Source organism: Janthinobacterium sp. CG_23.4 (assembly GCF_029892305.1).
In the GTDB taxonomy this organism is placed as follows: Bacteria; Pseudomonadota; Gammaproteobacteria; order Burkholderiales; family Burkholderiaceae_D; genus Janthinobacterium; species Janthinobacterium lividum_D.
On record NZ_JARXUX010000001.1, the window covers coordinates 4,179,799 to 4,192,404 of the forward strand.

Sequence of the window (12,606 nt, forward strand, 5' to 3'; positions counted from 1 at the left end):
AAGGAGCTTGCATGAGCATAGGTGGCACTTCCATAGAACAGGCATTGGCATCGCTGTCAGACATGACGGGCGGTATGCTTGCCATCGGCAAGGACGAACATGCGCAGCGCATCGCCAAGGCGCAAGCCTTCATGCGCGAAAAGGGCATCGCCGCGATCTACCTGAACGCGGGCGCCAACCTCACCTATTTCACGGGCACCAAATGGTATGCCAGCGAACGCATGGTCGGTGCCATCGTGCCGGCCAGCGGAGAGATCGAATACATTGCCCCCGCCTTCGAGGAAACTACCTTGCAAGGCTTCATGCTGGTCGAAGGCCGTGTCAACTGCTGGGAAGAGCATGAAAGTCCCTACCAGCTGTTCGTCGATGTGCTGGCGCGCATGGGAGTGGCGCAGGACGCGCACCAGCGGCCACGCGTGGGCATCTGCGAAAGCGCCGCCTTCTTCATCTACGATGGCATCGCGCCACTGGCCGCCGGCTACGCGCTGGAAAATGCACGCGCCGTCACCGCGTACTGCCGCAGCCGCAAGTCACAGGCGGAAATCGCCCTGATGCAGCGCGTGATGGACATGACCCTGGCCGTGCACGTAGCTACGGCCAGCATGCTGCATGAAGGCATCACGACGCTGGAAGTGGAAGAATTCATCCAGCGAGCGCACCGCAAAGTGGGAGCGCCGCGCTCGTATTTTTGCATCGTGCTGTTCGGCGAAGCGACCGCCTACCCGCATGGCGTGAACTATGTGCAAACGTTGAAAGCGGGCGACACGGTGTTGATCGACACGGGTTGCCAGGTGATGAACTACATCTCCGACATCACGCGCACCTATGTGTTTGGCGCCATCAGCGAGCGCCAGCGCAGCGTATGGAATAGCGAAAAGGCCGCGCAGGCAGCCGCCTTCGCCGCTGCCCAGCTGGGCGTGCCCTGCGGCGACGTGGACCGCGCCGCGCGCGCGTCGCTGGAAGCGGACGGCTTTGGCCCGGGCTACAAGCTGCCGGGACTGCCGCACCGCACGGGCCACGGCATCGGCCTCGATATCCACGAATGGCCTTACCTGGTGGGAAATGACACCACGCCGCTCGACGTCGGCATGTGTTTCTCGAACGAACCGATGATCTGCATCCCTGGGCAATTCGGCATACGTCACGAAGACCATTTCTACATGACGCAAAACGGTCCACGCTGGTTCACCGAACCGGCGCGCAGCATCGACGATCCGTTCGGGCTGCAGGCCTAAGCCGCCCTAGACAACCCAAGCCGCCGTGCCACCGGCACGCTGGCGATCGGTTCCAGGCTACCTTGCGCCAGCTTGAACACGGCCAGCGCCGTGCCCAGTTGCACGGCCTGATCCTGCAGTGATTCGGCCGCTGCCGACGCCTCTTCCACCAGTGCGGAATTTTGCTGCGTCATTTGATCCATATTGCCGATGGCCACGCCGATATCGCCAATGCCTGCACTTTGCGCCTGGCTCGCTGCGCTGATCTCGGCCATGATGTCGGCCACTTTTTTCACGGAATCGACGATCTGGCCCATGGTCAGCCCCGCCTCGTCGACCAGCTTCGAGCCCACATTTACTTTCGCCACCGAATCGCCGATCAATTGTTTGATCTCGCGCGCCGCGGCCGCGCTGCGCTGCGCCAGGTTGCGCACTTCGGAGGCCACCACGGCAAAGCCGCGCCCCTGCTCGCCAGCGCGCGCCGCTTCCACGGCCGCATTCAGAGCCAGGATATTGGTCTGGAAGGCGATGCCATCGATGACGCCGATGATGTCGACGATGCGTCTGGATGAATCGTTGATCTCGCCCATGGTGCTCACTACCTGGCTGACCACTTGCCCACCTTTGACCGCCACTGCGGATGCCGACACCACCAATTCATGCGCCTGTCCTGCGTTGGCGGCGTTGTCGCGCACGGTCGTCGTCAGACTGTCCATGCTGCGCGCCGTCTGGTCCAGGCTACCCGCCTGCGATTCCGTGCGCGCGGCCAGGTCTGCATTGCCCTGTGCGATTTCGGCGCTGGCCACCTGGATGGTTTCGGCCGACGCCTTGATGTCGGACACCATGCCACCCAATTTGGCGCGCATGTCCTTGAGTGCCGCCAGCAGGCTGCCATGGTCACCCGCTTCGGTGACGATCTGCATGGACAAGTCGCCGTCGGCAACAGCGCGCGCGATCTGGCGCGCATATTCGGGTTCACCACCCAGTTGCTGCCAGATGGCGCGCACGACGAAATGCGACACAGCCACCAGACAGACGATCACGGCCAGCGCCACGGCGATGCTGGTATTGAGCGCATGGCGCACATTGGCCGCGCTGCGTTCTATGCCCTCTTTGAACTGCAATTGCGCCTCTTCGTTAGTCTTCGCCAGATCTTTATTGAGCACCGCCAGCGCGACTTGCATGCGCGCCACGGTCGCCTGCGGATCGCCCTCTTCCATTTCCAGCATGATGCGCGCTGCGCTCAGCGCTGGCGCATAGTAGGCATCGAATTCCTTGGCAAGGCGCTGGCCATGCTCGCGCTGGCCGGCAATCGCCGCAAAGTCACCCAGCTTGGCGCGCAGCTTGACTGCCTGGCCGCCGACTTGGCCGATACGCTCTTTGTCGCCTTCACTGACAGCATCGCGCAGGGCGTCACCGACGGCGACCACATCCAGGGTCAGAGACTTGGCCATGTCAAGCACGGGATAGTCGGCGCTTTCGGTGGCGTGGATGGAATTGAGCGCGGCCGTCGACAGATAAGCGCTGACGGCCAGACCCAGCCCAAAAATTACCGCCGAGACGACAGGCAGCGCCCATATCTTGCGTTTGATGCTCATTGCTGTCTCCTGATGTTATCTGGTGCAAAAGACGACATGCGCCAGGGCATGCCGTCGCTACTGCTTTATGGCGTGGTCAGCACCGCTTTCACCGTGCCATCGAGTGCGCTCTTCTCGATGTAGCCGATGGCTTTCGGATCGGCAGCCACGGCCTTTTTCACCTCTGCGCTATTGGCCACTTCCTTCGGCAAGGTCGCCTTGCCCGTGAAAACCAACTTGGACCACAGGGCTTTCGCTTGCGACGGTTCCTTGTCCGTCACCTTCTTGTAGAACTCTGCGCGCACGGGAGCGCCTTCCGGCTGGTCGATCGGCGTCATGGCCGTCGATTTGCCGAGAAAGAATTGGGCTATCTGATCATTCGTCATGGCGCCAGCGGCGCTCTTGGCATTGACCACCACGACCACTTCGGCCATGGCGGGAACGGTAATCGACAAGGCCAGCAAGGTAGCTACATGCAAGATAAATGGTTTCATGCTGCGCTCCTTAAAAAACGAAATCGATGGCGGCGGCAACCACCGTCACGGGGCCGCTGAAACCTGGCTTGGCTTGTACAAACAAGCCCTGGCCATTCTTAGGTTTGATGCGGTCGATCTGTACCTTCAACGCCGCCGAGCGGTGGAAGTCCCAGCGCACGCCAATGCTGTCCGTCGATTGCTCCAGCTGATTGCGTGTGTAAGCCATGGTGTTGACGCCGGCCGACAGCGCGCGCAAGGTCGGCGTGCAAGCGGCAGGATAGCCGGGCGGGCAAGCTGCCGGTACGGTGTTGTTCACGCGATCATCAGCCTTCAGGCTGGCATGGCTGTAATACGGCAAAAAGGCGCCGATCCGGTAAGCCGCCATCACATACCACGAGGTGCTGTCGTTGACGTAACTATCCGTCTTGCGCTTGGCGTACTCGGACTGCACCAGGATATCGTTCCAGTCCAGGCCCAGGCCGATGGAAGTAAACGAAGCTTTCTTATTCTTCACCTCCAGCACATCGGCCAGTACGCCCAACTGGGCAAACTTGTAGCCGGCACCGGCGGCGCGCAAGCCCTCCATCAGCGCATTCTGGCTGGCGGAATCATTGATGGTCAGCTTGGTTTCGGCGCGACCGAAACGCAGGGTCACGGGGCCATGTTCTGCCACCAGATTGAGTGCGACGATGGACTTTCCTTCCACATGCACGGTGGAGTTGGGGCCGGTGGCCAGGGTAGCCTTGGTACGGCCCAGCGCCAGTTGGCTGCTGATGTTGGTGTCACCGAGGCTGAACTGGTAAGTGCCGTCGATGCCGTCGATGCTGTTGAGCGGCACCTGCGAATACATTTCGCCCGGTGGACGCAGCATGGTGTTGGCATAGCCCACGTTACGGTAATCGGAAATCATGAACACGGGCAGGCCCATGCGGCCGACGCGCACACTGAAGCTGTCCGACACCTTGGCCTTGGCGAAAGCCCATGCCAGTTCGGCGCCGAAATCATCCTCGCCATCCTTGCGCACCAAGCCTTGCACGGTGGCCGACAGCCATGGATTGACTGTGACGTTGGCCTGCAAGCCCAGATTGGAATCGACGCCGGTGCGGGCAGTGCGGCCCGCGCCAGCAGCCTGATTCGGACGCGCGAACTGTGCGTTGTCAGTATCGGCCACGGTCAGCGCGGCGGTACCAAAACCGCTGATCTTGACGGTCGGGCCGCTGGCAGCATCTTCGGCATAGGCATGGCTGATGGCCAGAGGCATGGCCAGCAGAAAAATCAGGACGTGTTTATTCATAGTAATTAAATACCCGTAGCAAAGAATGTTAATCGTGGAATTAGGCTCGTGGCCGATGGCTTGCCGGCCATCACGGACCGGGTCCTTTTTTGCACCACCGTCGCTGAGCATGGCGTGACTGGCGATGTGACCTTTTAGCCAGCCCATGCTACAGAGAAAATCGCTACTTTGAAAAGTTTTCCTAAGGCAATTACCGATTTTGCCATTTTTTACCGAAAAAACATGCTTTCTAGAGGATTTTGTCTAAAGAGCAGGCCGGAAAAACCACACTTTCATTGTAATTTCCCATTTTTCAATATATATTTTAATAACTAAATAAACAATTAGCTGTATGCCCGACATCGACCTGTTCGACAGCCATTTGCCTCGTCATGTCAGCGGCGCGGGCACATTTGCCCAGCGCGCATAACGTCCATAACGCATCTAACGCGACAGGCTGCCAGTGCTCGTCCCTGCCGGCAGCAAGCATGCCTGAAGAGCGCCTTGCCGGCCGAATCCGTATACTGGCTCAAGGTGAAAAACTCGGACGGCGCAGGTTCGGGCTTGCTAACGTTTACTCACGCTTCGATACCAGGGTCAAAATGTCGTAGCTGGCGACCAGTTCCTCATTCTGGTTGCTCACCTGCACGTCCCAGGCCACCACGCCCTGGCCCACGCCAAACACGTCCTTGCGGTTGCGGTCAACCTTGCGTTTGCAGGTCAGGCGGGCGCGAATGGTGTCGCCAATGGCGACGGGCGCGACGAAGCGCAGGTTATCGAGGCCATAGTTGGCCAGCACCGGGCCGACACCGGGCGAGACGAACAGGCCGGCAGCGGCCGACAGCACGAAGTAGCCGTGGGCGATGCGCTTGCCGAACTGCGATTGCTTGGCCGCGATTTCGTCGAAATGCATATAGAAGAAATCGCCCGAGATACCGCCGAAGGCGACGATGTCCGCTTCGCTGACGGTGCGCCGGTGCGTGAGCAGCGAGTCGCCCGTCTTCAAGTCTTCGAAGTGCTTGCGGAACGGATGTATCGGGCTTTCATTGACATCCGCGCCGCGCACGTATTCGCCCGTGATCGCCGCCAGCATGGTCGGCGAACCTTGTACCGCAGCCCGCTGCAGATAGTGGCGCACGGCGCGCACGCCGCCCAACTCTTCACCGCCGCCTGCGCGGCCAGGGCCACCGTGCTTCAATTGCGGCAATGGCGAACCATGGCCGGTCGAATCGACGCAAGCCACGCGCTCGAGCACGTGCACGCGGCCATGCGTGGCCGCCACTTGCGGCACCACACGCGCAGCGATCCTCGGATCGCGCGTCACCAGGGTGCTCACCAGGCTACCCTTGCCGCGCGCGGCGAGAGCCAGCGCTGCGTCGATATCGTGGTAGCCCATCATGGTGCTGACGGGACCAAACGCTTCCACGTCATGTACGGCGTCGTTAGCGAAGGCATCGCGGCACAGCAGCAAGGTCGGCGAGAAGAAGCTGCCGTCAAGGGCATCATCGCCAAGCGGATTGAAGCCGTCGGCCGCGCCGAACACCACCTCATTATCCTGCGACAGCGTGGCGACACGCTCCGCCACATCGCTTTGCTGTTCCTTCGAGGCCAGCGCGCCCATGCGTACGCCTTCGATGGACGGGTCGCCCACCACCACCTTGGCCAGGCGTTCGCGCAAGCGCGTGCCGACGGCGTCCAGCAGGTGCTCAGGCACGATGATGCGGCGGATGGCCGTGCATTTTTGGCCCGACTTGCCCGTCATTTCTCGCACGACTTCCTTGACGAACAGGTCAAATTCCATGTCCTCGGGCGTGACGTCCGGCGCCAAGATGGCACAATTGAGCGAATCGGCTTCGCCGTTAAAGGGTACGGACTGGGCGATCAGGTTCGGATTGGTGCGCAGCTTGGCGGCCGTAGCGGCCGATCCTGTAAACGTGACGAAGTCCTGGCCATTCAAGCGGTCCAGCAGGTCGCCTGTGGAGCCGATCACCAGTTGAATACTGCCGGCCGGTAGCAGGCCTGATTCATGCATCATGCGCACGACGGCCTGCGTCAGGTAACTGGTCGCCGTGGCCGGCTTGGCGATACAGGGCATGGCAGCGAGAAAACTCGGCGCGAATTTTTCCAGCAAACCCCATATGGGAAAATTGAAGGCGTTGATATGCACGGCCAGGCCGCCGCGCGGCACCAGAATGTGCGTGCCGGCAAAGCCGCCTTTTTTACCCAGCGCAATGGCCGGGCCTTCATGCAGCACATTCGACGACGGCAGCTCGTTGCTGCCCATGCTGGCGTAGGCAAACAGGGTGCCCGTGCCGCCTTCGATATCGACCCAGCTATCGGCGCGCGTGGCGCCTGACAGATGCGAAATCGCATACAGCTCTTCCTTGCGCTCGACCAGATATAAGGCCAAGGCCTTCAGGCGCGCGGCGCGCTGCTGGAAGTCCAGCGCCATGAGCCCCGGCACACCCGTCTTGCGGGCATAGGTGACGGCTTCGTCGAAGTCGATCTTCTCGGCATGCGTGTGATAAATGACGCGGTTATTCAAAGCGTTGTGCAGCGGCACCGCCGCACTTTCGCCCAGCCAGCGGCCGGCGATCAGGCTTTGCAAGGTGGATATTTGAGCCATGTGGTTTCTCCGTAAAACGAGGGTGTTGGTGACGTTGGTGTGGTGTCGGATTACGCGGGGCGCTGCCCCGCTAATCCGACCTACGCCCATATTGTTTATTGCGCTGCGGCGTTCTTGTGCAGGTGTAGCGGCAGTGCGGATTCAAAATTGAGGCGTTGGCGGTTCGCCTCGACTTGCGTCAGGGCGTCCACCTCGCGCATCGTCTGCATCGAGCGTACGGCAAGTTCGTGGTACTGGCCCGTGCCCGAACTTTTCCATTTGATTTCATCGTCTGTCAGCGCGCGGATGATCTTGGCCGGCGTGCCCACCACCATGCTGCGCGGCGCAACGATCATGCCCGCGCGGACGAAACTCATGGCCGCGACGATGGATTCCGCGCCGATGATGGCGTTGTCCATGACGACGGCGTTCATGCCCACCAGCGCATTGCGGCCGATGCGGCAGCCGTGCAGTACGGCGCCATGGCCGATATGGCCATCGACTTCGACCACCGTGTCGCAGCCAGGGAAGCCGTGCATGACGCAGGTATCCTGCAAGTTCGCGCCCTCTTCCAGGATCAATCGACCGAAGTCGCCACGGATCGAGGCCAGCGGGCCGATATAGCAGCGCGGGCCAACGATGACGTCGCCGATCAGCACGGCCGACGGGTGCACATAAGCGCTGGGGTGGACGACGGGGGTGACGCCATTGATTTCGTAGACTTTGACCATGTTGCTCTCCAAAACATTATTGCCAGCCGTAGCGGCTGATGTCGGATTACGCGCAAGCGCTAATCCGACCTACGTCTTCACATACCCAGGTAGGCGCTTTGTACTTGCTCGTTGTGCAGCAACTCGGGACCGGGACCGGACAAGGTGATGGCGCCCGTCTCGATCACATAGCCCACGTCGGCGATCGACAGGGCGGCGTGCGCGTTCTGCTCGACGAGGAAGATGGTGATGCCCTGGTCGCGCAGTTCGGCCACGATGCGGAAGATTTCCGCGATCAGGAGCGGCGCCAGGCCCATGCTCGGTTCATCGAGCAGCAGCAGTTGTGGACGGCCCATCAGTGCGCGCGCCATGGCCAGCATCTGCTGCTGCCCGCCCGATAAGGTCCCGGCCAGCAGCAGCCGCTTTTCCTTCAAAATCGGGAACAGGCCATACATGCGCTCCATGTCGCCCGCCACGTCCTGCGCAGGGCGTGTAAAGGCACCCAGGCGCAGATTGTCTTCCACCGTCATGGGGCCGAACACTTGCCGCCCTTCCGGCACCTGGCAAATGCCGGCGCGCACGCGCCTGTCGGCGCTCATGCGGCTGACGTCCTCGCCGGAAAAGACAATACTGCCGGCGCTGATCGGCTGCACGCCAGAGATGGCACGCAGCAAGGTCGTCTTGCCGGCACCATTGGCACCCACCAGCGCCACGAGTTGCCCCTGGCGCACCTGCAGGTCGATGCCGTGCAGGGCCTGGATACGGCCATAATGACTGGTCAGCCCTTTGATATCGAGTAGCAGCGGTGTTTGAGGTTTTTCCTGATTTTTTTCGTGCTTCATGCAGCCACTCCCAAATACGCCGCCACCACGTCGGGATTGGCGCGCACTTCGGCGGCGGTCCCTTCGGCCAGCTTCTTGCCATAGTCGAGCACCAGGATATGGTCCGACAGGTTCATCACCAGTTTCATGTCATGCTCGACCAGCACCACCGTCACGCCCGATTGCGCCACCTTGCGTATCAAGGCTTCGATCTCGCCCGTCTCCGTGTGGTTCAGGCCAGCGGCCGGTTCATCGAGCAGCAGCACCTTCGGCTTGGCCGCCAGCGCGCGGGCGATTTCCAGACGTTTCAGCGCACCATACGACATCTGGCCCGCCTCGTCATCGATATGCCGACCTACGCCGACAAACTCCATCAGGCCCGCCGCCTCGTCGCGGCAAACTGCGTCGGCGCGACGCACGGACGGCAAACGCAGCATGCAGGCGAACAGGTTCTGGTTCAGGCGCAAATGCGCGCCCACCATCACATTGTCGATGGCCGTCATATTCATGCATACCTGCAGATTCTGGAAGGTGCGGCTCATGCCGCGCCGCGCCAGCGCATCGGGCGACATGGCGGCCACGTTCTCTCCATTGAGCAAGATCTCGCCTTTGCTCGGCGTATACACACCCGTGATCAAATTGAACAAGGTCGTCTTGCCGGCGCCATTGGGACCGATCACGGAGTGGATATTGCCCTGCTTGACGGTGAAGCTCACATCCTGCACCGCGTGCACACCGCCAAAACTCTTGCTCAGATTATTAATCGTCAGCATTTCATGCCTCCTGCACCGGTAGTTTTTCCGCGCCGTCGGGGGCTTTGGGTGCCTGCGGCACTCCTGCCCGTTTGCGCGAACGGTTGGCCAGGCTAGGTACGAGCCCCTTGGGCATGAAGATCATGGTGGCCATCAGGATCACGCCGAAGACCACCGTTTCCCAGCCTTCAAAACTGGACAGCAGCTGCGGCAAAATCGTCAGCAGGGCCGCCCCGATGATGGAGCCGAAGATCGACGCCATGCCACCGACCACCACCATCGTCACCAGCTCGATCGAGTGGAAGAAGCCGGACAGGTTGGGGGTGATAAAACCGATGTAATGAGCGCTGATGCTGCCTGCGATGCTGGCAATGACGGCCGACAGCACGAACACGCGCACCTTGAAGCGCGTAGTATCGACGCCCACCACGCGGGCCGCCACTTCCGAGCCGTGGATGGCCTGCAGTGCGCGCCCGACGGGCGAATCGATCAGGTTCAGGGCCAGCCAAGTGACCAGTAACAGCAGTACGGCGCAGACCAGGTACCACGCTTTCTCACCGGCGATTTCCAGGCCGACCAGCGTGAAGGCGGACACACCTATCCCATCGGGGCCGCCCGTCCATTGCGTCTCGTTGTTGATGACGATGGAAATGATGATGCCCAGGCCCAGAGTCGCCATGGCCAGGGTGTGGCCCTTGAGCTTCAATACGGGGCGCGCCAGCAGCAGCGCCAGCAAGCCTGTGGCGACGGCACCTGCCGCCAGGGCAGCTAGCGGTGGCCAGCTGTAGTGCGTGGTCAGCACGGCCGAGGCATACGCGCCCAGACCGTAGAAACCCGCGTGACCCAGGCTGATCTGGCCCGTATAGCCCATCAGGAGATTCAGGCCGATAACGACGATGGCGTTAAGCGCAATGCGGATCGCAACGTCATAGTAGAACGCATTCGTGAAGAACAGCGGCAGGATGGCCAGCACCAGCGCCAGCAACAGCAAGCCGCCGTGGCGCGAGCGGGTAAAGAATGTGCGCAACTGCGTCTTCATACACGCTCCGAGTTTTTGGCGCCAAACAAGCCTTGCGGCAGGAAGAACAGGATCAGCAGGATCAGCACGAAAGGCACGGCGTCCTTGTAGGCCGAGGAGATGTAGCCGGCCGTCATGGCTTCGGCAATGCCGAGAATGAGGCCACCGGCAATCGCACCGGCACCGCCGCCGAGGCCACCGAGTACGGCGGCGACAAAGCCTTTCAGGCCCAGCATGATGCCGGCGTCATACGAGGTGTAGGTGATCGGTGCGACCAGGATGCCGCCCGCCGCGCCCAGCAAGGCTGACAAGCCGAAGGAAAATAGCAGCACCTTGCGCGTGTTGATGCCCACCAGTTGCGCAGCGAGCTTGTTGTGCGAGGTGGCCAGCATGGCCTTGCCCATCAAGGTACGGCCGAAGAACCAGCCCAGCACCAGCACGATGACGACCGTCACGCCCAGCACCCACAGGCTTTGCGGCAGCAGGCTGGCGCCCAAAAATTCGATCGGCGCATCGCCGGAAAAGGCAAGCAGCGTATGCGTATCCTTGCCCAGCCAGATTTGCACCAGGCCTCGCAGCACCAGCGAGGCGCCGATGGTGATGATCAACAGGGTGATGACCTGCGCATTTTGCGCCGGTTCGATCACGGTTTTTTCCATCAACAGGCCTACCAAGCCCGTAGCGATGACGGCCAGGATGATGGCCAGCGGCAGCGGCACGCCGGCGGCCGACATCACGGCGGCCAGCATCCCGCCCAGCATGATGAATTCGCCCTGGGCGAAGTTGATCACGCCGCTGGTGTTGTAGATGATGGTAAAGCCCAGCGCCGCCAGCGCGTAGGCGGAACCGACCGTCATCCCCGAATACAAAAATTGCAGAAATTGAGCGACTTCCATGGTGTCTCCATTATGTTCGGCTGTGCGCGGACGGCCTTCGAGGGCAGCCCGCGCGGGTACTTCTGGCTTACATTATTTCGAACATCACTTCGACAATTGCCATTCGCCGTTCTTCACTTCCACCATGCGGAACGCCGACAGGTCCAGGCCCATGTGGTCCTTGGCCGACATGTTGAAGACACCGGTCGTGCCGACAAAACCCTTGGTCTGCTCCAGTGCCGTGCGCACTTTTTCGCGCTCCGTTCCCCCGGCGCGCTTGATCGCATCCACAGACAGGTTCAGGGCATCGAGCGCATAGCCGCCGAAGGTCGACGGATCGATCTTGTAGCGCTCTTTATACGTCTTGTCGTAGCCGACCACGATGGCCTTTTGCGCGTCGCTATCGGGCAGCATGGCACCGATCAGCAGCGCTGGCGTCGGCAGGCGCACGCCTTCGGCGGCCTTGCCCGACAATTTCAGATACTCGTCTGACGCCACGCCATGCGACTGGTACAGCGGCAGCGCGGACATGCCCAGTTGGCCGTAGTTCTTGGTCACCACCGCCGGCCCCTGGCCCAGGCCGAAGACGAATACGGCTTGCACGCCGGCGGTATTTTTGATGCGCGTGAGCTGCGCCGTGATGTCCGTGTCTTTCGGCCCGTAGGTTTCATCGGCCACCAGGGTAATGCCATATTTCGAGGCGACGATCTGCGATTCCTTGCGGCCCGAGGCGCCGAAGCCACTCGTTTCCGACAGCAGGCCGACCTTGCTGATGCCGCGCTTCTTCATGTCCTCGAACACCTTCTCGGCCGCCATACGGTCCGTATGCGGCGTCTTGAAGACCCATTTTTTTACCGGATCGATGATGACCACAGCGCCCGCCAGCGAAATGAACGGTATGCTGGCGCGCTCCACCAGCGGTGCCATCGCCATCGTCGCGCCGGTGGTGGTGCCGCCGATCAGCACATCGACCTTGTCGGACTCGATCAGGCGCTTGGTAAAACCGTTGGCCTTGGCGGCGTCGCTGCCATCATCGTAGTGCACCAGTTCCAGCTTGCGCCCCAGCACGCCGCCAGCGGCATTGATTTTCTCAATATACAGTTGCAGGGTTTTCAGCTCCGGATCGCCCAAAAAAGCGGCTGGTCCCGTGACCGACAGCACGGAACCGATCTTGATATTATCGGCCGCATACGCGCCTGCGGCGGACATGGCCAGCACGCCGGCGATCAGGGTTTTCTTGAAAATATTGGCAATCATTGTGGTCTCCACCAGGTTGGCACTACGG

Annotated in this window: 11 protein-coding genes; 1 reads left to right on the top strand and 10 read right to left on the bottom strand. The window is 61.2% G+C overall.

Annotation, left to right across the window (positions count from 1 at the left end):
- The first annotated feature begins 11 nt into the window (after positions 1-11).
- The gene (locus H4V96_RS18755; RefSeq protein ID WP_196854962.1) at positions 12-1,235 is read left to right on the top strand and encodes a Xaa-Pro peptidase family protein; all 1,224 of its coding nucleotides are present in this window, start codon (positions 12-14) and stop codon (positions 1,233-1,235) included.
- Here the strand turns inward: H4V96_RS18755 and H4V96_RS18760 are convergent.
- From H4V96_RS18760 to H4V96_RS18805, 10 genes are all read right to left on the bottom strand, one after another.
- A complete protein-coding gene (locus tag H4V96_RS18760; RefSeq protein ID WP_196854961.1) occupies positions 1,232-2,812 on the bottom strand; it encodes a methyl-accepting chemotaxis protein in 1,581 nt (526 codons plus the stop codon). The two genes, H4V96_RS18755 and H4V96_RS18760, sit on opposite strands and share 4 nt — an antisense overlap.
- A 65-nt stretch (positions 2,813-2,877) precedes the next feature.
- Positions 2,878-3,285, bottom strand: coding sequence for a hypothetical protein (locus tag H4V96_RS18765; RefSeq protein WP_010401447.1), 408 nt, complete (start codon positions 3,283-3,285; stop codon positions 2,878-2,880).
- Positions 3,286-3,295: 10 nt separating this feature from the next.
- The gene (locus tag H4V96_RS18770) at positions 3,296-4,561 is read right to left on the bottom strand and encodes a hypothetical protein (protein WP_196854960.1); all 1,266 of its coding nucleotides are present in this window, start codon (positions 4,559-4,561) and stop codon (positions 3,296-3,298) included.
- A 553-nt stretch (positions 4,562-5,114) separates the two neighbouring features.
- On the bottom strand, positions 5,115-7,166 hold the full coding sequence (gene paaZ, locus H4V96_RS18775; protein WP_196854959.1) for a phenylacetic acid degradation bifunctional protein PaaZ: 2,052 nt from the start codon (positions 7,164-7,166) through the stop codon (positions 5,115-5,117).
- A 95-nt stretch (positions 7,167-7,261) separates the two neighbouring features.
- Entirely contained in the window at positions 7,262-7,876 is a 615-nt protein-coding gene (locus H4V96_RS18780) for a phenylacetic acid degradation protein PaaY (RefSeq protein WP_010401454.1), read from the bottom strand.
- Positions 7,877-7,953: 77 nt separating this feature from the next.
- Positions 7,954-8,697 (bottom strand): ABC transporter ATP-binding protein, encoded by a 744-nt coding sequence (locus H4V96_RS18785; protein WP_196854958.1) that lies wholly within the window; start codon positions 8,695-8,697, stop codon positions 7,954-7,956.
- Positions 8,694-9,449: an ABC transporter ATP-binding protein gene (locus tag H4V96_RS18790; RefSeq protein WP_196854957.1), complete on the bottom strand. Its 756-nt coding sequence runs from the start codon at positions 9,447-9,449 to the stop codon at positions 8,694-8,696. Before H4V96_RS18790 ends, H4V96_RS18785 begins: the two co-directional genes overlap by 4 nt.
- 1 nt (position 9,450) lies before the next feature.
- On the bottom strand, positions 9,451-10,467 hold the full coding sequence (locus tag H4V96_RS18795) for a branched-chain amino acid ABC transporter permease (RefSeq protein ID WP_196854956.1): 1,017 nt from the start codon (positions 10,465-10,467) through the stop codon (positions 9,451-9,453).
- Entirely contained in the window at positions 10,464-11,342 is an 879-nt protein-coding gene (locus H4V96_RS18800; RefSeq protein WP_196854955.1) for a branched-chain amino acid ABC transporter permease, read from the bottom strand. Before H4V96_RS18800 ends, H4V96_RS18795 begins: the two co-directional genes overlap by 4 nt.
- A gap of 84 nt (positions 11,343-11,426) precedes the next feature.
- A complete protein-coding gene (locus tag H4V96_RS18805; protein WP_010401460.1) occupies positions 11,427-12,578 on the bottom strand; it encodes an ABC transporter substrate-binding protein in 1,152 nt (383 codons plus the stop codon).
- Positions 12,579-12,606: the final 28 nt, after the last annotated feature.

Excerpts from the sequence above, each read along its gene's own strand:
- H4V96_RS18755 (WP_196854962.1), top strand. The coding sequence starts at position 12 with ATGAGCATAGGTGGCACTTCCATAGAACAGGCATTGGCATCGCTGTCA.
- H4V96_RS18760 (WP_196854961.1), bottom strand. The coding sequence starts at position 2,812 with ATGAGCATCAAACGCAAGATATGGGCGCTGCCTGTCGTCTCGGCGGTA.
- H4V96_RS18765 (WP_010401447.1), bottom strand. The coding sequence starts at position 3,285 with ATGAAACCATTTATCTTGCATGTAGCTACCTTGCTGGCCTTGTCGATT.
- H4V96_RS18770 (WP_196854960.1), bottom strand. The coding sequence starts at position 4,561 with ATGAATAAACACGTCCTGATTTTTCTGCTGGCCATGCCTCTGGCCATC.
- paaZ (WP_196854959.1), bottom strand. The coding sequence starts at position 7,166 with ATGGCTCAAATATCCACCTTGCAAAGCCTGATCGCCGGCCGCTGGCTG.
- H4V96_RS18780 (WP_010401454.1), bottom strand. The coding sequence starts at position 7,876 with ATGGTCAAAGTCTACGAAATCAATGGCGTCACCCCCGTCGTCCACCCC.
- H4V96_RS18785 (WP_196854958.1), bottom strand. The coding sequence starts at position 8,697 with ATGAAGCACGAAAAAAATCAGGAAAAACCTCAAACACCGCTGCTACTC.
- H4V96_RS18790 (WP_196854957.1), bottom strand. The coding sequence starts at position 9,449 with ATGCTGACGATTAATAATCTGAGCAAGAGTTTTGGCGGTGTGCACGCG.
- H4V96_RS18795 (WP_196854956.1), bottom strand. The coding sequence starts at position 10,467 with ATGAAGACGCAGTTGCGCACATTCTTTACCCGCTCGCGCCACGGCGGC.
- H4V96_RS18800 (WP_196854955.1), bottom strand. The coding sequence starts at position 11,342 with ATGGAAGTCGCTCAATTTCTGCAATTTTTGTATTCGGGGATGACGGTC.
- H4V96_RS18805 (WP_010401460.1), bottom strand. The coding sequence starts at position 12,578 with ATGATTGCCAATATTTTCAAGAAAACCCTGATCGCCGGCGTGCTGGCC.